Annotated in this window: 21 protein-coding genes; 14 read left to right on the plus strand and 7 right to left on the minus strand. The window is 41.7% G+C overall.

The window, feature by feature from the left end; all coding sequences use genetic code 11:
• Positions 1-111: 111 nt before the first annotated feature.
• The 6 genes from FTU00_RS14640 (at position 112) to FTU00_RS14665 (ending at position 6,750) form a co-directional block, all read left to right on the plus strand.
• Positions 112-846, plus strand: coding sequence for a hypothetical protein (locus FTU00_RS14640; protein WP_180179944.1), 735 nt, complete (start codon positions 112-114; stop codon positions 844-846).
• A gap of 95 nt (positions 847-941) precedes the next feature.
• Positions 942-1,652, plus strand: a complete 711-nt coding sequence (locus FTU00_RS14645; protein ID WP_180179953.1) for a phosphopantetheine-binding protein — start codon at positions 942-944, stop codon at positions 1,650-1,652.
• 178 nt (positions 1,653-1,830) lie between these two features.
• Complete coding sequence (locus FTU00_RS14650; protein ID WP_306670405.1) at positions 1,831-2,427, plus strand: RluA family pseudouridine synthase; 597 nt, start codon at positions 1,831-1,833, stop codon at positions 2,425-2,427.
• A 143-nt stretch (positions 2,428-2,570) separates the two neighbouring features.
• A complete protein-coding gene (gene rapA, locus FTU00_RS14655; RefSeq protein ID WP_180179946.1) occupies positions 2,571-5,408 on the plus strand; it encodes an RNA polymerase-associated protein RapA in 2,838 nt (945 codons plus the stop codon).
• 146 nt (positions 5,409-5,554) lie between these two features.
• Complete coding sequence (locus FTU00_RS14660) at positions 5,555-5,821, plus strand: PAAR domain-containing protein (protein WP_180013129.1); 267 nt, start codon at positions 5,555-5,557, stop codon at positions 5,819-5,821.
• A gap of 128 nt (positions 5,822-5,949) precedes the next feature.
• Positions 5,950-6,750: an alpha/beta fold hydrolase gene (locus FTU00_RS14665; RefSeq protein WP_034702914.1), complete on the plus strand. Its 801-nt coding sequence runs from the start codon at positions 5,950-5,952 to the stop codon at positions 6,748-6,750.
• A gap of 48 nt (positions 6,751-6,798) precedes the next feature.
• On the opposite strand, the gene fabR is transcribed toward FTU00_RS14665, so the two are convergent.
• A complete protein-coding gene (gene fabR, locus FTU00_RS14670) occupies positions 6,799-7,476 on the minus strand; it encodes an HTH-type transcriptional repressor FabR (protein ID WP_004786319.1) in 678 nt (225 codons plus the stop codon).
• Between the two features lie 153 nt (positions 7,477-7,629).
• Here fabR and FTU00_RS14675 point away from each other — a divergent pair, with 153 nt between their 5' ends.
• Entirely contained in the window at positions 7,630-8,694 is a 1,065-nt protein-coding gene (locus FTU00_RS14675; RefSeq protein WP_180179947.1) for a ferredoxin reductase, read from the plus strand.
• 14 nt (positions 8,695-8,708) lie between these two features.
• A complete protein-coding gene (locus FTU00_RS14680) occupies positions 8,709-9,803 on the plus strand; it encodes an acyl-CoA desaturase (RefSeq protein WP_004786314.1) in 1,095 nt (364 codons plus the stop codon).
• 53 nt (positions 9,804-9,856) lie between these two features.
• On the opposite strand, the gene FTU00_RS14685 is transcribed toward FTU00_RS14680, so the two are convergent.
• Positions 9,857-10,522 (minus strand): HAD-IB family phosphatase, encoded by a 666-nt coding sequence (locus FTU00_RS14685; protein WP_180179948.1) that lies wholly within the window; start codon positions 10,520-10,522, stop codon positions 9,857-9,859.
• Positions 10,489-11,694: a DUF1615 family protein gene (locus FTU00_RS14690; RefSeq protein WP_180179949.1), complete on the minus strand. Its 1,206-nt coding sequence runs from the start codon at positions 11,692-11,694 to the stop codon at positions 10,489-10,491. The genes FTU00_RS14685 and FTU00_RS14690 overlap by 34 nt, the downstream gene beginning before the upstream one ends.
• An 80-nt stretch (positions 11,695-11,774) precedes the next feature.
• Here FTU00_RS14690 and dusB point away from each other — a divergent pair, with 80 nt between their 5' ends.
• Positions 11,775-12,800: a tRNA dihydrouridine synthase DusB gene (gene dusB, locus FTU00_RS14695; protein ID WP_180179950.1), complete on the plus strand. Its 1,026-nt coding sequence runs from the start codon at positions 11,775-11,777 to the stop codon at positions 12,798-12,800.
• 245 nt (positions 12,801-13,045) lie between these two features.
• The gene (locus FTU00_RS14700; protein WP_180016640.1) at positions 13,046-13,723 is read left to right on the plus strand and encodes a hypothetical protein; all 678 of its coding nucleotides are present in this window, start codon (positions 13,046-13,048) and stop codon (positions 13,721-13,723) included.
• Between the two features lie 63 nt (positions 13,724-13,786).
• Here the strand turns inward: FTU00_RS14700 and FTU00_RS14705 are convergent, their stop codons facing one another.
• Positions 13,787-14,830 carry a nitronate monooxygenase family protein gene (locus FTU00_RS14705; protein WP_180179951.1) on the minus strand — a complete coding sequence of 348 codons (1,044 nt, stop codon included), beginning with the start codon at positions 14,828-14,830 and terminating at the stop codon, positions 13,787-13,789.
• 208 nt (positions 14,831-15,038) lie between these two features.
• On the opposite strand from FTU00_RS14705, the gene FTU00_RS14710 reads away from it, so the two are divergent.
• The 3 genes from FTU00_RS14710 to FTU00_RS14720 all read left to right on the plus strand — a co-directional run bounded on the left by FTU00_RS14710 (position 15,039) and on the right by FTU00_RS14720 (position 17,649).
• Positions 15,039-16,298, plus strand: a complete 1,260-nt coding sequence (locus FTU00_RS14710) for a putative DNA modification/repair radical SAM protein (protein WP_180053600.1) — start codon at positions 15,039-15,041, stop codon at positions 16,296-16,298.
• Positions 16,298-17,077 (plus strand): TIGR03915 family putative DNA repair protein, encoded by a 780-nt coding sequence (locus FTU00_RS14715; protein ID WP_166135143.1) that lies wholly within the window; start codon positions 16,298-16,300, stop codon positions 17,075-17,077. The genes FTU00_RS14710 and FTU00_RS14715 overlap by 1 nt, the downstream gene beginning before the upstream one ends.
• 62 nt (positions 17,078-17,139) lie before the next feature.
• A complete protein-coding gene (locus FTU00_RS14720; RefSeq protein ID WP_179993375.1) occupies positions 17,140-17,649 on the plus strand; it encodes a hypothetical protein in 510 nt (169 codons plus the stop codon).
• Positions 17,650-17,694: 45 nt separating this feature from the next.
• On the opposite strand, the gene FTU00_RS14725 is transcribed toward FTU00_RS14720, so the two are convergent.
• The 3 genes from FTU00_RS14725 to metK all read right to left on the minus strand — a co-directional run bounded on the left by FTU00_RS14725 (position 17,695) and on the right by metK (position 21,004).
• Positions 17,695-18,906 (minus strand): YeeE/YedE family protein, encoded by a 1,212-nt coding sequence (locus FTU00_RS14725; protein ID WP_180179952.1) that lies wholly within the window; start codon positions 18,904-18,906, stop codon positions 17,695-17,697.
• 250 nt (positions 18,907-19,156) lie between these two features.
• A complete protein-coding gene (locus FTU00_RS14730) occupies positions 19,157-19,501 on the minus strand; it encodes a hypothetical protein (RefSeq protein WP_004786283.1) in 345 nt (114 codons plus the stop codon).
• Between the two features lie 336 nt (positions 19,502-19,837).
• Positions 19,838-21,004, minus strand: a complete 1,167-nt coding sequence (metK, locus tag FTU00_RS14735) for a methionine adenosyltransferase (RefSeq protein WP_004786281.1) — start codon at positions 21,002-21,004, stop codon at positions 19,838-19,840.
• A gap of 472 nt (positions 21,005-21,476) precedes the next feature.
• Here metK and FTU00_RS14740 point away from each other — a divergent pair, with 472 nt between their 5' ends.
• Positions 21,477-21,860 (plus strand): prepilin-type N-terminal cleavage/methylation domain-containing protein, encoded by a 384-nt coding sequence (locus FTU00_RS14740; protein WP_159123753.1) that lies wholly within the window; start codon positions 21,477-21,479, stop codon positions 21,858-21,860.
• The last annotated feature ends 320 nt before the right edge of the window (positions 21,861-22,180 follow it).

A 22,180-nucleotide genomic window follows, 5' to 3' on the forward strand; every position in this document is an offset into this window, starting at 1 on the left:
TGAGGATCAGAAAGCTTGTTTGAATCGATGTATTTCATCCGCAGATTATGCACGAATGCTAAGAAATCCGGAGTGCAAATATTAACCAAAAAGAAGATCGTTTTTTGATTTATGAAAGAGATCTATTGTTTCGTTTCAGATTCTTTAATAATTTCTTTTGAACCTAAAGAAGTAAATCGTAAAGAAAGATTTAAAGATGAGTTTGTACGCCATTCGGCAAATGTAGCAATTATTATAATGATGAGACTTGTAGTATTTATATTCAAATGCTATCAGGAAAAAAATATATTTTTACGCGGTGGAATTACTAATAAATTTTCATATATTGACGGATCTATAGCTGTTGGGGAGGGTGTGGGAGCGGCTTATGACGGCGAGTGTACTGCAATTAACCCTAAAATTATTTTGTGTGATGATGTGGTTTCAAATACAAGGCTCATGAAACAGATAAAATTTTTATCAGAAAAAATGTATGGAGATGATAATCTTTTTACTTTAAACGATGGACATCATTTTCTAGATTATTTAAAAATGACAAGAGTTATGACAGATGTTAGATCTCCTAGTATTAAAGATTTTATGGTGAGAAATAATATGGTCACATTGCCTAAAAGACTTATTGATAATACAAGAAATATCTTTAGAAGACATAAAGAATCCATTATCCATAATATGGAAGAAGTGAATTCTCAAGCTAAACTAGTTCGAGAAAAATATTCAGGTGAAGAGTTAGATCAGAAAAATAAGCAAATTGAAAAAATTCGTAGCAAATACGTATGGTTGAAGAATTATCATAATCAAGAGTGTGAGAAATTGAGTTGGGTCAATGAATATAAAATTGATTAAAACTAAATGAAATTAGTATTTCGATAGATATATAGAGCTAATGAATTTAAGCTAGCATATTACGATCTTGCAATATGCTAACTAAAAATTCCCCCATGCTTTACTCCATGCCCAGAAAAATTCAAATTGCTCCATCTCAAGCCAAATGGCAGCTTGCTGCTGCAGATTCAGTTTTGGTCTTGGTTGGGCTGCATAATTTAAGAATGCAGACTGAAATTCAAGAGACTGAGCTGATGAATAATCTGATTCAGATCAGCAATAAAGCTAAAGCACTGGATATTCCCATTGTCGACCTATATGGCGATGATTTAATGCAGGGTATGCAGCAACTTGGAGAATATGCTTCAACTCATCCACAACTGATTTTCGCCGGACAAATTACACCGATGCTGAAACAGATCCTGCCACATCTGCAAAGTGTGACAGACCAAATTTGCATAATTAATGATGCAATTTTGATGCCTAGTCAGGAACAGCATATTCAGTGGATTGAAAATATTTCGGCACAAGGTTTGCATCATATGAACAGCTATAGTCTGACCCGATTGTGGAACTTAAGTGCGCCGTCAGAATATGTATTGTCAACCAAAGGCATCATGTTAGCAGTAGCTGAACAGCTGGATATGGATGTGCTGGAAATTGATCCTTATGCTGATTTAAAACAGTATGGACTGGACTCGGTTGCGATAGTGAGTCTGGTTGGCACATGGCGTGCGCATGGTGCTGATCTGCGTTATGAAGATGTGCTGGAACACCCGTCATTACATGATTTAGTGAGCTTTGTAATGCAATCTGCACGTCGATAATCGCTAATTGGGTAATTTTCTTAAAATAATCGGAAATTTCATCGCCATTTACATAAATGCGCATTGTAATTATCACTCAAGCTTTCTATTATGGCCGCCTTGTTTTTCGCGATCAGCGTGGGATTGAACTTTGAGTAATTTTCTAACCGAACATCTGATACATCGTGATGAAGATTTTATGGTCATCCATAAGCCTGCAGGCTTACTCACAGTGCCCGGTAAAACAGAAGATTTACAAGATTGCCTGATCAATCGCCTCATCAAATTAGAACCTAAAACTTTGCTGATCCATCGTCTGGATCGAGACACTTCCGGTATTTTAGTATTTGCCTTAAGCCGTGAAGGGCAAAAATCCATCTCCCGCCAGTTCCAGGAACGCCAAACCGATAAAACCTATCAAGCCATCGTGGCTGGAACATTAGAAGGCAAGGGTACAGTTGATGTGCCTGTCATTTACGATCCAAGCCGTCCACCACTGCATATTGCTGAACCGAATCATAATAAGCCGGCAATTACAGAATGGCAGGCCATCGAACATTTTGAAATTCAGAGGCAAGCTGTGACTCGGGTGAAACTGACTCCGATTACCGGTCGTTCACATCAGCTCCGTGTACATATGCAATATCTCGGGCATCCGATTATTGGCGATACCTTGTATGCAACGCCAGAGCAGCAACAGCTTAGTCCGCGTCTATGCTTACATGCCGAGCGTTTAAGTTTTTATCATCCTAAAACACAACAGTTAGTTGAATTTAATTGTCCGGCTGAATTCTAGGAAATACTTGTTTAATCGACGTGAATTATGCTCACTTTTTAGTGGGCTTTATGTCAAAATACATTGCTTGAAGGTGTGAAATTTTGCTCAAATGACGTTTCGTGATTGAGCCTGATATTCATAATCTTGTACTTAAGATAAAGGTGGAAAAATTGCAGCAATTTGCTATTGGTCAACGTTGGTTATCAGATACTGAAACAGAACTCGGTTTAGGGGTTCTCATTGATGTTGATGAGCGATCGGTCAGCATTTTATTCCCAAAAAGCGATGAAACTCGCGTCTATGCTCGCAGTAACGCACCCTTATCTCGTATCGTATTTAATGCGAATGACGAACTGCAAGATCAGGAAGGTACGATCTGGACCGTTGAGTCAGTTGAAGACCGCAATGGTGTAGTGCGTTATCACGTGGTTCGTACTCTTGAAGATGGTACAGAAGAACGTAAAGCTTTAAATGAAACCCGTGTAGGTGCAACGATCCAGTTGTCTAAACCTTTAGATCGTTTACTGGCTAGCCAGATTGACTATAAAGAGTGGTATGACCTGCGTATTGAAGCCTTGCTGATGCAAGCCAATATGCAAACCAGTCCATTGCGTGGCTTGGTCGGTTCGCGTGTGGGTCTGATTCCACACCAGTTGTATATCGCACATGAAGTCGGTCAGCGTTTCGCGCCGCGTGTTTTACTGGCCGATGAAGTAGGCTTGGGTAAAACCATCGAAGCAGGTCTGATCATTCATCAGCAACTTAAAACTGGCCGTTCTGAACGTATTCTGATCTTGGTCCCGGATTCACTGCAATATCAGTGGATGATTGAGATGCGCCGTCGTTTCAATCTTGAATTCTCCCTATTTGATTTGGCTCGTACTGCATCGATCAAAGAGCATGATCCTGATCTAAATCCGTTCCTGACTGAGCAGCGCATTATCGCTTCTGTGGACTTGATGGTGGATCACGAAGATCTACGCGAACAGGCGATTGAAGCGGGCTTTGACCTGTTGGTTGTCGATGAAGCGCATCACCTGATGTGGTCTGAGGAAGAAGGCGGCAATGACCGTTATGATCTGATCGAAGAGCTGGCAGAGAAAACACCGGGTGTATTGTTATTGACTGCAACACCAGAACAGCTCGGTGTAGAATCTCACTTTGCACGTCTACGTTTACTTGATCCGCAACGTTTCAGTTCATTGGATCGTTTCCTAGATGAAGAAGAGCAATATCAGCATACCGCTAAAATCGCTGAAGTACTGATGTCAGACCTTCCACTGGAAGCTGAGCATTTCACTGCGATTGAAAGCCTGCTTGGTCATGCGATTGAAGATACCCCAGAGCAACGTTTCCGTGCCATTCATGAATTGCTAGACCGTCATGGTACGGGTCGTATCCTGTTTCGTAACACACGTGAAGCGATTCAGGGCTTCCCGGGTCGTGACTGTCAGCCAGCACCATTGCCAGCGCCAGAAAACTGGTCTAAAGATGGCAAACTACGTGAACAGATGTGGCCGGAAGAATCTCAACTTGATGGCTCGTGGATGGAAACCGATCCGCGTGTAATGTGGTTGATGGAAAAGCTGCGTACTGATCTGAAACACAAAAAAGTATTACTGATTGCCCGTAGTGGTCCAGTGGTTGAAGCACTGGAAAATGTATTACGTCTGCATGCAGGTATCCGTACTGCCATGTTCCATGAAGGCATGAGTCTTTTGGAACGTGACCAGGCAGCAGCTTATTTTGCTGAAGAATCTTATGGTGCACAGATTCTGTTATGTTCTGAAATCGGTTCAGAAGGCCGTAACTTTCAGTTTGCATCAGACTTGATCCTGTTTGACTTACCGGCCAATCCGGATGTTTTGGAACAGCGTATTGGTCGTCTGGATCGTATCGGTCAGGAAAACCGTATCCAGATTCATGTGCCTTATCTGGTGGGTACTGCGCAGGAGCGTATGTTCCGTTGGTATAACGAAGCGCTGAATATTTTCAGCAACATTTCTCCAACGGCGCAAACGCTGCAAGAAAACTTTATTGTTGCCCTGAAAGATTGCTTGCTGGCAGATAAAGGTCAGGAATTTGAAGATCTGCTGGAAGAAGTTAGCGTACAACGTGAAGCGCTTGAAGCCGAGTTGCAGGAAGGTCGTGACCGTCTGCTTGAGTACAATTCTTGCCGCCCCGTCGTGGCACAGGAAATTGTTAATGCGCTTGAAGACTATGATGACAATACCACCTTGCCAATGTTCATGAAGCGTTTTATGGCATCGACCAATATCGACTTTGATGAGCAAAGCAATGGTACGGTGATCATCAAGCCAACGGATCAGATGCAGGTACAAGGTTTGACCCTGGATGAAGAGGGTATGACAGCCACCTTCTATCGTGACCAGGCTCAGATCCGTGAAGATGCTCAATATCTAACTTTAGAGCATCCATTCACTGAAAGCGTGATGGAAATGATCAATACTCAGGGCTTTGGTAGTACCAACGTTGCGGTCTTAAAGTCTGCAGCATTGCCACAAGGTTCTGTATTGATGGAAGTGTGGTTCAAGGTTGATGTGGTTGCACCAAAAGCACTGAACTTACCGTCAAGCTTGCCACAGCAGCTGATCCGTGTATTGCTGAGTGAAAAAGGTCAGGATCTGTCTCAGAAGATTGCGCCTGAAATCCTGAAACCATATCTACATCATTTAGATGGCAATAGCTGCCGTCAGGTGGTGAAAGCACGCCGTGAAGTGATTGAAGCGCGTTATCAACAGGCATTGGAATTAGCTCGTTCAGCATTGCCAAACTTCAGGCAGCAGGCTAAAGAAGCGTATGGCAATAAATGGCAGTATGAAATTGACCGTCTGACTTACCTGAAACAGTTCAACCCAAGTATCCGTGAAGATGAAATCGCACGTTTACAGAAGCTGCAAAAAGAAGGCTTGAGTTTGTTAGAAGGTTTATCTGTAACACCTGAAGCGATTCAAGTAATGGTCGTGGTTAAGCCATAAGATCTAATGAATTATGAAAGCAGCTTCCGGGCTGCTTTTTTTATGGCTGGAATTAAAGTCATGATTGAGCTTTTGGTCGGGGAATGCTGGTTGATGTTTTCTGTATTGTTTAGAATCAGTTCACCTAAGAATAAGAAATAAATACCATGTCCAAAGCACTGATTACTGTTGGCGCAAAAACCAGCCATGGCGGTATGGTCACTGAATGTGAAAACTCTTTTTTAATTAATGGCATGGCGGTGCATCTGAATGGCATGAAGCATTACTGTCCCAAGTGCCAAACTACCGTGACAGCTATTGCTAGTGATTTATCTACAATAGTCAAAGGCAGGGCTGTAATCATTGCTGGAGATAAAGCCAGTTGTGGAGCCACTTTTTTGCCGATGCAAAACCTGACTATTTCCAAAAAATAATCATCTATATCCAGACATGAGTTCATAGTGACTTAAAGGTCATAGATTGGTGAATTTGGTTCTGTATAATTTTGCATTTCAATATTAAGCTTCTTTCAGACTTTATAAAGAAATGATCAAAGAAAATAATGAAACAGGTTTTGCATTTTACTCATGCCAATGGCATTCCATCGGCAAGCTATCGCAAGTTTTTAAATTATTTTCAGGATGAATATCAGGTCAAGGCAATTCCGCTGATCGGGATGAATCCAGCCTATCCAATTACCAAAGACTGGCGTTATCTAGTAAATGAAGTGATACAGGATATCCAGCAGCAATCTCCGGATCAAAAGGTGATTGGGCTGGGACATTCATTTGGTGGTTTGATAACTTTAATGGCAGCCTATCAACGTCCGGATTTATTTTCCAAACTGGTGATCATGGATCCACCTTTCGTGATTGGTAAAAACAGTGCACTGTTTGAAGTCGTGAAAAAGCTCAACTTAAAAAGTATTGACCGTTTCACTCCGGCAGGTATTACCCTAAAACGTAAAGATTACTGGCCATCTAAACAGGACGCCGTTGAAGCGCTGAGATCGAATCGTCTGTTTAAGCATTTTGATGAGCAATGTTTTCAGGATTATATCGAAAGCGGGATTGTGCCTGATCAAGAGCGTGGAGGGGTAACTTTAGCCATTCCCAAACAGATTGAGGCAGAAATTTTCCGGACTGTACCGGCTTGGTGGTGGCGTACACCAAGAAAACCACCCCAGGTTCCGATACATTTAATCACAGCAGAGCGCAGCCAGTTTTATCAGCAAGGTTTACCACAAGGCATGCATAAGGTTTACCAAATTCATTATTCGGTGGTGCAGGGCGGACATATGTTTCCACTAGAGCATCCGGAAATGACGGCAAACCATGTTAAAGCCAGATTGAATAAGCTTTAATCTTGGTAATAAAAAAGACTCACTATGAGTCTTTTTTTTGCAGCTGGCTTAACGGATCTGAGATTGATCCAGATGTCGAGCACCTTCCAGAATCATGCGGATCATGATCATGGTCTGTTCCGCTATTTCCTTACGGTCTTCAGGTGCCATATCGATCACATTGGCTCCCATATTAAATACCAGTTGGGTAATCGCTCTGGCAGCAATCTCGGGATGAAATAATTTTTTATTATTTAGACGTTCCAGGCGGATCAAATCTTCCTGAAGCTCCTGCTGAAAATAATTCAATTGGCGTTCGACTGCCTGTTTATAAGATTTTGAACCGGTATAACCTTCACGTAATAACAGGCTTAAATTGCCTTCATCAGCATCCAGCTGGGCAATAAAGACTTCAACAGAGCTACGAATAATACTGTTCTGTTTCGATGCCTTTAGGCGGGATTCATTGAGAATCTGACGCAGCACAATCCCGGCACGATCAATCAGTTCAATCGCCAGTTCATCGATATCTTTAAAATGACGATAAAAACTGTTCGGAGCAATTCCAGCCTCACGGGCAACTTCACGCAAGCTTAAAGATGAAATACTTTTTTGTGGTCCGATCAGGTTTAAAGCAGCCTGGAACAGTTCTTCCTTGGTAATGGTCGCTTTACGGCCCACACTACGGACAATAATGGGCTCATCAATGCTTTTCGATGGTAAAGACGCGTCACTGCTTATTTTCATTGAAGGCTCATTCATGAGGTGATTAGTAAAAGGCATTAACACATTATAACGAAGGCAGTCCAGCTTGTGAAATGATTAGAAACAATACAAATGTATATACAAATATATATACAAGTGTATACTAATTAAAAATCCAAGGTGATGTCTAAAACGATGCCTGTACTTGAAAAGCTTAAAATGCCATTAAATACGCTGAAAGAGAGTGTGATTGATCCATATGCGATTAATTTCTGGATGCAGAAATTAAATCCTCTATGGTCGATGAATCAGCCCTTAGGCAAGATTGTGCGCAAAGAACATGCTGCGCAGGATATGCTGAGCCTGACGATTCGTGTCAATCATTTATTCCAGTTCGGTGAGGCGGGCCAGCATCATCCTGTATTTGTGGTAGTGAACGGCATTCGTTATGAACGTAGTTATAGTCTGACCCGTATTGATCAGCAGCATATTTTATTAACGGTTAAAAAAGTGAATGCAGGTAAGGTTACCACCTGGTTTGCTGAACAGGCTGAAGTCGGCGATATCATTGAATTCGGTCAACCTTTCGGTGACATGACTTTGCCAGAACAGAGCAGCCCATTGCTTTTGCTTGCTGCGGGTAGTGGCATTACACCAATGCTGAGTATGCTGGAAGCTTTAAAAGATAAAGCTGAACTGGCTGCACCAGTGACTTTATGGTACTGGGTTAAGAAAAATCAGGATGCTGCTTTTATTGCACGTTTTGAAGAGCTGGCACAAAAACATTCAAATTTTTCTTATCAGGTATTCGCAACTCAGGAACAACCGGCTGCGCCGCGTCTTGATGAATCTTATCTAGATCAATTGCAGGCATTGGAACAAAGCACAGTCTATGCATGTGGACCATCAGGATTTGTTGCGACCGCAGAACGACTGTTTGCTTCAGCAAAACTGTTCAAAAGTGAAGCGTTCAGCATGAGTTTGAATGATGAAGCTGATACTGGTTTTGTCAATGTAACCCTGACTCAATCGAAAAAAATCGTCACGATTCCTAAAGGCCAGTCGATTCTGGTGAGTCTGGAACAGCAGAATATCCGACCGACCCATGGCTGTCGTATGGGCATCTGTAATAAATGTGCCTGTAATAAAGCAGAAGGTTCAACCAAGAATCTGGTCAATGGCGCACAAAATACCGAGCCAGGTAATCTTTTAAAAATTTGTGTTAACTCAGCGCAGACTGACCTTGTCATCGACTTATAAGCGAGTTTTATCCTATGAATATGCCAGTAAAATTACAGTATTTTAAAAATCCTAAAAACCGTGAACTGACCCAATCTGAGCTAGATGAACTTGCGCGTGAGCTTGATGCCATCAAACAGGAAGTGCTGGATGATTTAGGTGAAAAAGATGCTAAATATATCCGTCGCGTATATTCGAGCATCCGTTATTCATCGATTGCAGGTCGTGCCTTATTATTCGCAGGCTGGTTCCCGCCAGCATGGTTGCTGGGTACAGGCTTATTAGGCTTTGCCAAAATCATGGAAAATATGGAATTGGGTCATAATGTCATGCACGGTCAATATGACTGGATGAATGATCCGAAGCTCAATGGCCAAACCTACGAGTGGGATATTGTCGGAACTTCAGACAACTGGCGTCAAACCCATAACTTCAAGCATCATACCTATACCAATATTAAAGGTATGGATGATGATATTGGTTATGGCTTGTTACGTTTGTTTCCTGAGCAACGCTGGAAACCAGGCTATTTATTACAGCCAATCTACAGTATTCCATTTTGCTTACTGTTCCAATGGGGCGTAGCCATTCAAAACCTTGAATTGGGTAAATACTTCAAAGGCCGTAAAACCAAAGAGCAAACCCTTGAAGAATGGAAGCCAATGCAGCGTAAAATTGGCAAGCAATTATTCAAAGATTATGTATTCTTTCCATTGATTGCAGGTCCTGCAGCATTACCGGTATTGACAGGTAACCTGGTGGCAAATGGCCTTCGTAATATCTGGACTTTCAGTATTATTTTCTGTGGTCACTTTACCAAAGATGTAGAAGTGTTTCCGAAAGCTGTGATGGAAAATGAAAGCCGGGGTCACTGGTATATGCGCCAGATTCGTGGTTCTTCAAACTTGACTGGTTCTGAAGCGTTTCATATTTTGACTGGACATTTAAGCCATCAGATTGAACATCACTTATATCCAGATGTGCCTGCACGCCGTTACCGTCAAATGGCGCCAAAAGTAGAAGCAGTATGTAAAAAATATGGTCTGAACTATAACAATGCCAGTCTGGTAAAACAGTATGGCAGCGTGATTAAACGTATCGTGAAATATGCGTTTCCGTTTAAGAAGTAAGATAGATTTGAATAAAAAACCGCTATTCATAGCGGTTTTTTATTATTCTCAGTTTAATTAATTATTTTAAGTTCAGACTCGGATAAATTCATTTCAAGTAGTGGAAGTACTTTATCTCGGCCCTCCAGATAAGCATACTGTGCAAGGCTTAACATTGCCTCATCTTCCTCACTATTTCCATACGCATAAATTTCAGCATAATCTTCTAAATTATATTTTTCCAAGATTCTATCTTTCTTCTGATCCTTACTACAATCAGGTGTGTTGTATAAACCTGTCATTTTGCCTGTCAGAATTTCTACTTCACTACAAATCAGGTCAATGCCTAAATAAGTACAAACCGGTTTTAAATATAAATCCAGTGAAGCAGAAACGAGAACGACTTGATGCCCGAGTTGCTGATGTTGTCTAAGTTGCTTTAATAGCTTGGGATTTAATCTTAAAACAAGCTGCTGTGCATATTCTTCGGCAAGCTGCTGAATTTCATGCGCATAACTATTTTTGAACATAGTGTAATACAGCTTCGGTCGCATTGCATGAGCAGGATAGAGCTTAAGATAGTAAGCCTGAATCCAAGGAAGAATACGAAGTCCACGTTTTAGAATTTGCCTTTTTTTTAAGGCATAGAAAATGAACCCTGTAAAACTGTCATAAGGATACAGGGTTCCATCAAAATCAAATAAGGCTAGAGTTTTATGTTTTTGATGCGGCGCATGCATGTTTGATATCGCCCATCGACACGGGTAGCAAACCAGTTGGTATTATAGTCACGACTCAATTTTGGCCCGGAAATGACCACTTCAGGCATGATGGCATAGATAGGATCTTTACCGGTTTTTTCTTGATAAAGTTTACTGATACCACGATAAGTCATAGTATCTTCAAAATCTTTAACTTTTTCTTTCTTTAAATCCGCCCGAATCTGACGTTCAGTAATAATAAAATTATTTTTTGCAAAAACGCTGATGAGCTCTCGTTCAGATTGACTCTTTTGTGAGCGAATCGCGCCATCTTTAGTATAGAGCAATAAGTCGCCATCCAGATCAAGTTCGGCTTCAGTTAAATCATTTAACATGCTCTGAAAAGCGGCATTTCGACTGGAATACATGCCCGAGTTATAGTCCGCAAAACGATAAATCGGTTTTTCATAATCCGCAGGGTACATCATCAATCGATGAATCCCGTAATAGAGTCCGCCGTACTGACTATACAGGTCACTACGCAAATCAGCAATACTGCCACCTTGACGTTTATATTCCTTGGCATAGCTGATATGAACCTGCATAGAACCCAAAGTTGTAATCGGATTCATTTTTTCGCCAATATTTTGTCCAAATAGTTTGGCTGCACCTGTCAGTGCACTTACATGATAATGCTTGGCCATGTAATCAAAGATTTCACGATAAAGTTCATCTAATTGACGTTCGGTTTTGACCCGGCGCATCTGGCTGAGATAATTGTCTTCTGGACTTGGCTGGTTTTTCAGTACATCCTGGAAATATCCTGCAACTGTTCCACCGATACTTTCACCAAGTTTATCTTTAAATTTTTCTTCCAGACGTTCCTGAACTTCTTTAACGGCTTTTTCACCAAGACCAGGAACTACCGGGTCTGCATTAAAGTTAGATTCCTGATCGACAACTGCCACGATTGAACAGATATTCTCTTTGGTTTGTGGAATACCGAGCTGGTCAGTGATGTCATAAATATCTTGTGCCCAGGATTCACGCTGGCTGACACGACCTGGAATGGCTTTACGAATATGTTCAACTTCAAGAGTTGGTTCATCATTTGACCACCATGAACCATTGCCACACCCTACAAGGCTAATAGATAAAGCAAGTATGGATACGGACTTAAGAGAAAAAACTTGAGCAAAATATTTGTTCATGGTGTCGTAAATAAATTGAAAAGATGAGTGAACAAGGCAGATGCAGTATACTATGCCCATCAGAAAAGTGATGAATTTATATGTATATTGGTCCCTATCAACTGTCAAATAATTTGATTGTCGCTCCCATGGCAGGTGTCACCGATCGTCCATTTAGAACCTTATGCAAGTACTTCGGTGCGGGTCATGCGGTCAGTGAAATGATGACTTCTGACAAGACCTTGCGCATGAGCAAAAAGAGCTTATATCGGGCAAATTTTGATGGTGAGCTGGCACCAATCTCAGCGCAGATTGCTGGTTCTGATCCGCATGACTTAGCTGAGGCAGCACGCTATCAGGTCGCAAATGGGGCACAAATTGTTGATATCAATATGGGATGTCCAGCAAAGAAAGTCTGTAATAAGCTGGCCGGTTCTGCCTTGTTAAAGGATGAAGATCTGGTTGCACGTATTTTAGATGCAGTTGTTGCTGCAGTTGATGTTCCTGTGACTTTAAAAACCCGTTTGGGCTATCTCAACGGTCATGAAAATATTCTGCGAGTTGCAAAACGTGCTGAAGACGCGGGGATTGCAGCGCTGGCATTACATGGCCGTACTCGTGAAGATATGTACCTCAATACGGCACGTTACTCCTTAATCAAGGAAGTGAAAGAGATGCTGAATATTCCCGTGATTGCGAACGGAGATATTGATAGCCCTGAGAAAGCCAAATATGTACTGGACTATACAGGTGCAGATGCCATCATGATTGGCCGTGCTGCACAAGGCCGTCCCTGGATTTTTCGTGAAATTGCACATTATTTAAAAACCGGAGAGCATCTGGCTGCGCCAAGTATTGCTGAAGTGAAAGAGGTGCTACTAGGGCATTTATCTGAGCTTTATGAGTTTTATGGTGAATATTCAGGTTGTCGTATTTCACGTAAGCATATTGCCTGGTATACCAAAGGACTACGTTCGAGTAATGAATTCCGTCAAAATATGTATCAGGTAGAAAACACTGCCGATCAATATAAAGTGGTGGAAAACTATTTTAATGGATTACTGGAACATGGACATATCATGAGCGATGTACAGGTGAATCAGGTGAATCTGCTAGAAACCAAATAAAAAGAGAGATTTCCTAGTTCTTCTAAAAGGTACTGTAGTAAATACAGTACCTTTTTTATCTTATAGCTAAAATTTTATATGCTTCCGTTACATTAAAGACTGTAGTGAACATAGCCGCATATTAAGTTCACTGAAACTGGACATGACATGGACATTGTTTACGTGAAATTGCTCTAAGCTGAATTTCTAGCATGGCAAGATGTTTATTCAATCTTGTTCATTCTCATGATCAAGGGAGATCTATAATGACAAATACCAATCGTCCAGTTACAGACTTTGGCAATAAAACCTCGACTGAATTACCAGAGGAACGTAGTGACGCATTAAATCAAGATGCAACAGATGCCAGTGCTCGACCAGATTTAAATTCACCTCAAAAAGATAATCCTCGTGTGCCAGATATGAATGAAGGTGAGGATAATGTACTTGCTACCAGTGCAGGTACTTTAGGCGGGGCAGCAGTTGGAGCGACTGCCGGTCTGGTAGGTGGTCCTCCAGGGGCAGTAGTAGGCGGTATCATTGGCGGTGTTGTAGGCGGTATTGCAGGAAATGATATTGCTTCACCTGATCATCCGAAACAAACGGATAACTATGAGCATCCAGAAAATCATCCAGAGGCAGATAATTATCAGCATCCGGACACGATTAAGCAGGAAGATGATTACTGGAGAAATGAGCATACCAACCGTCCGTATTATACCGAATCACGTACTACTTACAGCGACCTAGACTATGATCGTGACTATCGTGGTGCTTATCGAGTGGGTTATGAAAACCGTCCACTATATGACCGTCAGACTGACTTCGAACATGCCGAACCTGAATTACGAACCAAATGGGAACAGGTAAAAGGTGAATCCCGTTTGAATTGGGAAGAAGCAAAATTTGCGATCAAAGATGCTTGGCATCGTATGACTCGTTAAAGAATCGATATAAAAAACCTCTCTTTGGAGAGGTTTTTTTATGTTCTAAAATTAAATTTTGCTTTATTTTTGTTTCATTTCCAGCACTAACTGATTAATTAAATCAGAAGCTTCCATCTCACGAATTTGCGCTACATTTGAACCTGCCCAAAACGCGCCATAACCCTGATCACCATGTTTGGACGCTGCTGCATGTAACTGCTTGGCCAGATCATAAGTATATGGATAGGCAGGTACATCCAGACGATCAGGAGTGTCGATGTCTATATGCCAATGATTGATGATGCCACGCGCTGGACGGCCGGAAATGCTGGCACTAACTTGAGTCAGCGGCTTAGACAGTATCGCTTTACGATAGGTGTCATTGGCATTGGAAGATTTACACTGAACAAATGCTGTGCCCAATTGTACTGCTTCAGCGCCAAAGTCCATCATCTGACGAGCTTGTTCACCATTCATGATTCCGCCTGCAGCAACCACCGGCAGTGAAAAATGCTGTTTCATCAACTTGACCAGATTAGAAGTTTTGACTGAGGCATCAAACTTGGTGCTAAAGATACCCCGGTGACCTCCAGCCTCAATGCCTTGAGCAATGATGATATCAATCCCTGCTGCTTGAATGGCTTTGGCCTCAGCAAAATTGGTGGCAGATACCATCGTCAGAATACCGGCATCTTTTAGAGCCTGAATTTGGTGCGGAAGAGGAATGCCAAAATGAAAGCTGACCGCACATGGTCTGATTTCTAGAACCAGATTCAAGAAATCATCATTGTCTTTAAAACTTGGGTAAATACAGTTCAATTGGGTGGGTGGATTAATTCCGTATTCAGCAAATTTATCTTTAAACTGGTCAATCCAGGCCTGGGCTACGTTTTCATCAAGAGGCTGGCTGTCATGACAGAAAAAGTTAACCTGAAATGGACAATCTGTAAGTTCCTGAGTTTTTAAAATCTGCTGGCGCGCAGATTCTACGCTGCTGGCTCCCAAGCCAAGCGAACCCAGACCTCCCTGATTTGAAACTTCCGCTGCCAGTTCAGGTGTCGAAACGCCTGCCATAGGGGCTAAAAAAATAGGATGTTTTATTCCAAGTTTTTCTAATAAAGACATAGATTTGCTCCCTGTTACTCTATCTACTTTGCCTATAGCCGCAAAATTAAGCAAATCATATTGGTTATTTTATTTTGAAATAATGCTGTATGGATAACGGTTCAATTACATTTCTTACGACATGAGATGTCGCCACAAAGACTGGAAAGCTATAGTGTATAGCGGGGAAAATTTATAATAGGTTTTTAGCCAACAAATTGCTGAAATCATGTCTGAACGTATCCGAGAAAAACTACAAATTTTAGCTGATGCTGCCAAATATGATGTGTCCTGTTCATCGAGTGGCAGTAACCGTAAAAATAAAGACAAAGGCCTGGGTAATACCGGAAACGGAATCTGTCATAGCTATACCGAAGATGGTCGCTGTGTCTCATTACTAAAAATACTGTTTTCCAATGTCTGCATTTTTGACTGTGCCTATTGTGTCTCTCGTCGTTCCAATGACGTAAAACGTGCTGCATTTACCGTGCAGGAAGTGGTCGATCTGACCATGAATTTTTATCGCCGTAATTATATTGAAGGGCTGTTTTTAAGTTCGGGAATTTTTAAATCAGCAGATTACACCATGGAGCGGATGTTGCAGGTGGTGAAAAAGCTGCGTCTTGAAGAAAATTTTAATGGTTATATTCATCTCAAAACCATTCCCGGAGCATCGCAGGAGATCATTACTGAAGCGGGTTTATATGTCGACCGGATGAGTATCAACCTGGAAATGCCAACCGAAGCAGGCTTGCAAAAGTTTGCTCCAGAGAAAACCCATACAGAAGTGCAAAAAGATCTGGGAATTGTACGGGATCGCTTAATCCAGTTGAAAGATGAACGTAAGATCATCAAATCCGTTCCCAAATTTGTTCCCGCAGGACAGACCACGCAAATGGTGGTCGGTGCGCATAGTGAAACGGACAAAGATATTATTTTGATGGCTGATCGGCACTACAAGGAATTTAAGCTGAAACGCGTGTATTTTTCTGGCTATATTCCGATTAATCCCGAAGAAAAAGCCTTACCTGCAATCGGCTCAGCGCCACCCTTATTAAGAGAAAATCGTCTATATCAGTCTGACTGGCTGATGCGCTTTTATGGTTTTGAAGCAGATGAAATTGTGGATGACCAGCATCCAAATCTGGATCTGGATATTGATCCAAAACTGAGCTGGGCTTTACGCCATCCGGAGGCTTTCCCGGTTGATATTAACCGAGCCGACTACAAGATAATATTACGCGTGCCTGGCATTGGAGTACGTTCTGCCAAAAAGATTGTACAGGCACGCCGTTTTGGTCAGATTCATATCGATCAACTAAAACGGATGGGCGTGGCGTATAACCGGGCGCAGCATTTTATTCGCTGTGCAGATACACCGAAATTTAAAAAGGAGCAGCAATCCCAGCAGATTCGCCAGCAGATTTTACAAGCGGGTCAGTCCAAATATCAGCAGCAACTGTCACCTCAACTGGGATTTGGTTTCTGATGGCACACTACTGTTTTGATGGCACCATGACCGGTTTATTAAGCTGTGTATTTCGGGCTTTTGAATTTAAAGAGTTTGATGTCAAAGTGACGGCTAATCCGCAGGCCCAAAATGGCCTATTCGATGATTTTATTCATGTGGCCTCGAATGAAAGTCATGGGCAGCGGGTCTGGCAAGGCTTAAAACAGAAAATATCATCCAGTAGTTTAAAAGCCTTTTATTATGCTTTTCTTTCTGAAAAAGAACAGGCATTTCAGAACCTGTTCGATTTTGCGGTCTATGTATTCCAAAATCAGCGGCCGGTTGATAAAGATTATGGCCATCATGCAGTCATCGGAATGTCACAATGGATGAAACAGGTCGGGCGTGAAAAGCATCGTATGGAAGCTTTTGTCCGCTTCAAAAAGGCCAAAGATGGATTGTTTCTCAGTCTGGTCAAACCGGATTTTAATGTACTGCCGATTATTTCCCGACATTTTAAGGAACGTTACCAAGACCAGCGTTGGCTAATTTATGATGAGCAGCGCCAGTACGGCATCTATTACGATTTAAATGATGTGCACCAGATAGAGATGAATGCAGAAATAGTTGATCCACAAATCCGGATTGGACATAGTCAGTCTTTTAGCATTGAACTGGATGATGAAGAAGTACTCTATGATCAGCTTTGGAAAGATTATTTTAAAAGCGTGAATATTCAGGCACGACAAAATATGAAGCTGCATATCCAGTATGTACCTAAACGCTACTGGCGTTATATGAATGAGAAAGTACTTTAAATAAAATCTTCGCCCAAGTTTAAGGCATAATGACAGCTAATATTTAGATCGAGTGTATAGATATGAAGGTATGGCTGGCATCATTAGCTATGGTAACTGGATTGGCTGCATGTTCAGCAGAGCAACAGAAAATAGCAGTAGATCCGGGTAAATATCAGGTTAAAAGTGCACAGGAATTACAGCAACGTTTTGATGATCTAAACAGTAAGTTGGCACAGGACTTTCAGCAATTTAAAAAAGTAGAAAGCATTGCCTTTTCTCATCAGTTGCCTTTGGATGTGAATAACCTGCAAACCTTGAATCAGCATCCTGTCAGCCGGACTGCGCTAAAATCCAGTAAAGTGGCCTATTGTGACATGATGAATGGTTATTTTGCTGAGATGTATCGCTTGGGGCATTATAATCTGAATCTGGTCGACGAAATTCAATTGCCTAAAGCCGAGAATGAAGACCTGAAATCCAATTTTGCATCTAGCGATCAGTTCTATACTTTTATTCTGGACCGTTATACGGCTTATCGTCAGGTTCAACAAACCATGAATTATGGTTGTAATCTAAAAGCTGCGTTATAAGTAGTAAGCTAAAAAAAAGCCCATCGCAAAGATGGGCTTTTTTATTTAGCAACCAGTTAATTTTTCTGGTTGAGGTTTCTCACCGGGGAAGAAAATTGGACGAAGTTTTACCCCAAGCCCATTTCCAAGGAATGCGAAGACCAGCCATAACCAGCCATGTAGGCTGCCTGAAGCAATACCACTAAAATAGGCACCGATATTACAGCCATAAGCCAGACGAGCGCCGTAGCCAAGCATCAAACCGCCAATAACTGCAGCAACCAATGAACGTTTTGGAATATTGAAGTTTGGAGCAAATTTACCTGCCAGACTGGCGGCCAATAATGCACCAAGCATGATGCCAAAGTTCATCATAGACGTAATATCGAACCAGAGCGATTCAGATAAGGCTTTGGCATTTGCTGGTTGCTGCCAATACGCCCAAGAGGCTACATCAATTCCAACAAAACTTGCAGATTTCGCGGCCCAGACAGCAAGGGCAGAAGTAACCCCCCATGGACGACCAGCCAGCGCCAAAGTAGCAAAGTTAAGCAGGGTTAAAATGATTCCGCCCCAGATTAATGGCCATGGACCACGCAAAAAGCGTTTCCAGCCCTGATGCTGGCTTTGAGGTTCAACTTCTAAATTGCCATGACATTTCTTTTCAAAAAAGATAGTTGCAGCCGCAATGACAGCAAAAATAATGAAACTCAAAACAAGTGCAGGAATGACACCAAAACTTTCTACAATAGAGATAGGTGCGAAATGAGGTAGGTTAAACCACCAGTCAATATGCGAAGTCGCAATCAGTGAGCCGGCACAGAAGAAGAACAGGGTTACCAGCATACGGGCACTACCACCACCCACAGTATAAAGTGTACCTGATGCACAGCCGCCACCGAGTTGCATACCAATCCCGAAAATAAATGCACCGATTACCACAGAAAGTGAAACCGGACTGACAAAGCCTTGAACTGGATTACCGAACAATTCACCTGCGCCTAAAGCAGGGAAAAATAGCAAGACAGCAAGACCTAACATGATCATTTGGGCACGTAAGCCACGACCACGACGTTCTTTAATAAAGACGCGCCAGCTGGAGGTGAAACCAAACGAGGCATGATACAAGGTCATACCCAGTGCACCACCCACCAGAAATAATAGAGCTTGGTTCAGGCCCACGATGTGATAGGCACCGACAGTTCCTAATACAAGTAAAATAAAAGCCACCCAGACCGAGAGATTCGATCGCTGGGAAGACGCAGCAATAACAGACATGGGAGATCAAGCTTTAAAAATAAAGTCGCGTATATTACGCAATTTCTCACTAAAATGGGCTGATCTAGGGCTTCTAAGAGTCAATTAAACATCCTGATAACTGATAACAATTATGACCTTAAATGATATAAGGTCGTGATTATTTCAAAAGATATCAGTTTAACCACAAGAATCATTTGCCTAATAGTAAAACGTATAAAAAGTTTAAAAGCCTGCAAAGCAGGCTTTTAAAGATCGAAAGCTTTAAAAATTAATTTTCAGCTTTCTCGCGTACTTTGCCTGCACCTTCTTCAATAGCACCCGCAGTTGCAGCAGTCGCGTTTTTAGCGGCTTCAGCAGTGGCATCGGCTGCTCGAGAAGTCGCAGCGGCGGCTTCATCAGCAGCGCGGGAAGCATTTGCAGCCGCATTATCCATGGCTTGGTCAGTTTCCTGAGAAGCCTCATGAGTGGCATCTTCCATATCATGGCCTGCTTGAGTAGCAGCATTTTCTAAATGTTCGCCAGTTGTCGCACCTGTTTCAGGATTTTCTTTCTTATTACAACCCACTAAAGCAACGGTTGCAGCTAAACCCAAAGCAACAAGTAATTTATTCATCGTGTCATATCCTTTGTAGTTGTAAGGTCGAAAACAGTCTAGCGAGTATTTATTTGAATTTATGCTAATAATTAGATCGGAATTTGTTCACTAAATGTAATTTTTATAAAGGCTTATACAATTTTTGCCAAATATAAATCGTCTGATTATTTGAATGTATTTTCTTACAACCCTTATATAGATTGCTTCTCACTGCTTATAAAGAATAAGTTTATCCGTTTTAATATGAGTTTTATATGTAACAAAACACAACTATTTCCAGCTCAATTTTTGTCAGGCTAAAAGTAGAAGCCATAAAAAAAGCCCGCATAAAGCGAGCTTTTAAAACTTGAAAACTTATAGACCAGCAGACGCTTTAAGTGCTTCGACTTTGTCAGTTTTTTCCCAAGTAAATGCAGTATCTGAACCTTCACGACCAAAGTGACCATAAGCCGCAGTCTGTTTATACATGGGCTGGATCAGGTTCAACATACGGGTAATACCGTATGGACGCAGGTCAAAATGCTCACGAACCAATTGAACGATCAATTCATCAGACACTTTGCCTGTATTGAAAGTATTGATTGAAATTGAAGTTGGCTCCGCAACACCAATTGCATAAGACACCTGAATTTCACATTTATCAGCAAGACCCGCAGCGACAATGTTTTTCGCAACATAACGGCCTGCATAAGCAGCAGAACGGTCAACTTTTGATGGATCTTTACCAGAGAATGCACCACCGCCGTGACGTGCCATACCGCCGTAAGTATCTACAATGATTTTACGGCCAGTCAGACCACAGTCACCTACAGGACCACCGATCACAAACATCCCGGTCGGATTGATGTGGAATTTGGTGTCTGCATGGAACATGTCGGCAGGAATGATTTTTTTCACGATTTCTTCAATCACAGCTTCTTTTAAATGAGCTTGTGAAATTTCAGGATCGTGTTGAGTCGAAAGCACAACAGCATCTAGACGAACAGGCACGCCATTTTCATAAGCGAAAGTCACCTGGCTTTTTGCGTCTGGACGTAACCAAGGCAATGTACCGTTACGGCGTAATTCAGCCTGTTTTTCCATTAAACGGTGCGCATAAGAAATTGGCGCAGGCATTAAAACATCAGTTTCACGGCTGGCATAACCAAACATCAAGCCCTGGTCGCCAGCACCTTGATCTTCAGGTTTCTGACGGTCTACACCCTGAGCAATTTCAGGAGACTGCTTACCGATCATGTTGATGATCGCACAGGTCGAACCATCAAAACCTAGGTCAGAATGATGATAACCAATACTGTTAACGGTATGGCGGACAACCGCTTCAAAATCGATGTTCGCAGTTGTTGTGATTTCACCGGCAAGTACAACCGCACCTGTTTTTACAAGCGTTTCACAAGCAACCCGTGCATATGGGTCTTCTTTTAAGATTGCATCCAAGATAGCATCACTGATTTGGTCAGCCATTTTATCTGGATGGCCTTCGCTTACAGATTCCGAAGTAAATACAGCGTACTCGCGCATAGTCCTATCACAGTTAAATTTAAAGACCCGATATGTTACATCGACTTGTGCTCTAGGACTAGCGCAACTCGACAAAATTGCACGAAATTGTTTCAAATTATTGTGCTTTTATTTGATTATTGGAATTAAAAAAACTGATATGCCTAATTAAACAGCAGGCTAGATTCATTTAATAAACTTAATAAATAGTCTGTGAATTGATAAGAGACGCTAATTAAGCAGTGATATTTACAAACAAATTTGCAGAACCAAATACTAAGAAAAATATAAAAATTAAAGTGCCTAAAATATCAAGGCAAGTGATCATTCTATTAATAAATTAAGGCGGGTGTATTGATCATACGACAGACAGCCTTGCTGCAAATAGTACGACTCTGCATAGTAGCTTCAAGTCTTCAGAAACCGCCTGTCAGGAAGTGGCGAAATCTTTTGGTATGGACTTGTTTAAAAGACTGTACGGAGATGGAAAAGCATGTATCAAAAGGCGTTTACCTTGATTGAAGTCATGATTGTACTCACAATTATTGCCATTCTGGCGACAGTAGCAGGCATGAGTTATCACAGTTATGTCGTGCGAAGCCAACTAGCAGAGGTTTTTGAGCAGGCAGGTAGCTATCGAACTCAATTTATTGCCTCTGATGGTCACTGTGATGCAGGCCGTCAAATTGGCAGCGGAACCCAATATATTGAAAAAGTCGTGATCAATGCAGCTTGCCGGATTGAATTTAAGCTACGGCAGGATGGGATAGATACGGCAATCCGTGGCAAATCCATCGCCTTTGATGTCTATGGCGGCAGTTGTTCTTCGAGCGATATCAGTCAGCGTTATTTACCTAAAGAGTGTCGAGGACAATGATTTTCGTGGTATCGACTAGCCTGATTGAACTTCAACCTTTATCTTTTCATGTCTGATGATCTTGGGCAGACATTAGATATTCACATATGCATTTTTATGGACTGGAAAAAGATCACTTATTTAAGTCTGGATCTTCTGTTTTGCCTCCTAGCTGGAGGTATCCTGAAGAGGAATTCAACATATTGTAAAAGTTTAATTTAACCCGAATCGCGGATAAAAAATTGACTTGAAAAATAAGAGGACTAGAGCCATCAGTTGAGTTACCACACAAAACTTAAAACTCTAGTCCCGATGTTTAATAGTACCGAATTATTTTGCGT

Source organism: Acinetobacter sp. YH12041, from assembly GCF_013419975.1.
Lineage (GTDB): Bacteria > Pseudomonadota > Gammaproteobacteria > Pseudomonadales > Moraxellaceae > Acinetobacter.

Coding starts and splice junctions, on each gene's coding strand:
- metK (WP_004786281.1), bottom strand. CDS start 21,004: ATGCGCGAGTACGCTGTATTTACTTCGGAATCTGTAAGCGAAGGCCAT.
- FTU00_RS14665 (WP_034702914.1), top strand. CDS start 5,950: ATGAAACAGGTTTTGCATTTTACTCATGCCAATGGCATTCCATCGGCA.
- FTU00_RS14660 (WP_180013129.1), top strand. CDS start 5,555: ATGTCCAAAGCACTGATTACTGTTGGCGCAAAAACCAGCCATGGCGGT.
- FTU00_RS14645 (WP_180179953.1), top strand. CDS start 942: ATGCTTTACTCCATGCCCAGAAAAATTCAAATTGCTCCATCTCAAGCC.
- FTU00_RS14725 (WP_180179952.1), bottom strand. CDS start 18,906: ATGTCTGTTATTGCTGCGTCTTCCCAGCGATCGAATCTCTCGGTCTGG.
- FTU00_RS14675 (WP_180179947.1), top strand. CDS start 7,630: ATGCCTGTACTTGAAAAGCTTAAAATGCCATTAAATACGCTGAAAGAG.
- FTU00_RS14690 (WP_180179949.1), bottom strand. CDS start 11,694: ATGAACAAATATTTTGCTCAAGTTTTTTCTCTTAAGTCCGTATCCATA.
- FTU00_RS14710 (WP_180053600.1), top strand. CDS start 15,039: ATGTCTGAACGTATCCGAGAAAAACTACAAATTTTAGCTGATGCTGCC.
- FTU00_RS14685 (WP_180179948.1), bottom strand. CDS start 10,522: ATGCATGCGCCGCATCAAAAACATAAAACTCTAGCCTTATTTGATTTT.
- FTU00_RS14700 (WP_180016640.1), top strand. CDS start 13,046: ATGACAAATACCAATCGTCCAGTTACAGACTTTGGCAATAAAACCTCG.
- FTU00_RS14715 (WP_166135143.1), top strand. CDS start 16,298: ATGGCACACTACTGTTTTGATGGCACCATGACCGGTTTATTAAGCTGT.
- FTU00_RS14680 (WP_004786314.1), top strand. CDS start 8,709: ATGAATATGCCAGTAAAATTACAGTATTTTAAAAATCCTAAAAACCGT.
- FTU00_RS14730 (WP_004786283.1), bottom strand. CDS start 19,501: ATGAATAAATTACTTGTTGCTTTGGGTTTAGCTGCAACCGTTGCTTTA.
- FTU00_RS14640 (WP_180179944.1), top strand. CDS start 112: ATGAAAGAGATCTATTGTTTCGTTTCAGATTCTTTAATAATTTCTTTT.
- FTU00_RS14650 (WP_306670405.1), top strand. CDS start 1,831: ATGGTCATCCATAAGCCTGCAGGCTTACTCACAGTGCCCGGTAAAACA.
- FTU00_RS14705 (WP_180179951.1), bottom strand. CDS start 14,830: ATGTCTTTATTAGAAAAACTTGGAATAAAACATCCTATTTTTTTAGCC.
- fabR (WP_004786319.1), bottom strand. CDS start 7,476: ATGAAAATAAGCAGTGACGCGTCTTTACCATCGAAAAGCATTGATGAG.
- dusB (WP_180179950.1), top strand. CDS start 11,775: ATGTATATTGGTCCCTATCAACTGTCAAATAATTTGATTGTCGCTCCC.
- FTU00_RS14740 (WP_159123753.1), top strand. CDS start 21,477: ATGTATCAAAAGGCGTTTACCTTGATTGAAGTCATGATTGTACTCACA.
- FTU00_RS14720 (WP_179993375.1), top strand. CDS start 17,140: ATGAAGGTATGGCTGGCATCATTAGCTATGGTAACTGGATTGGCTGCA.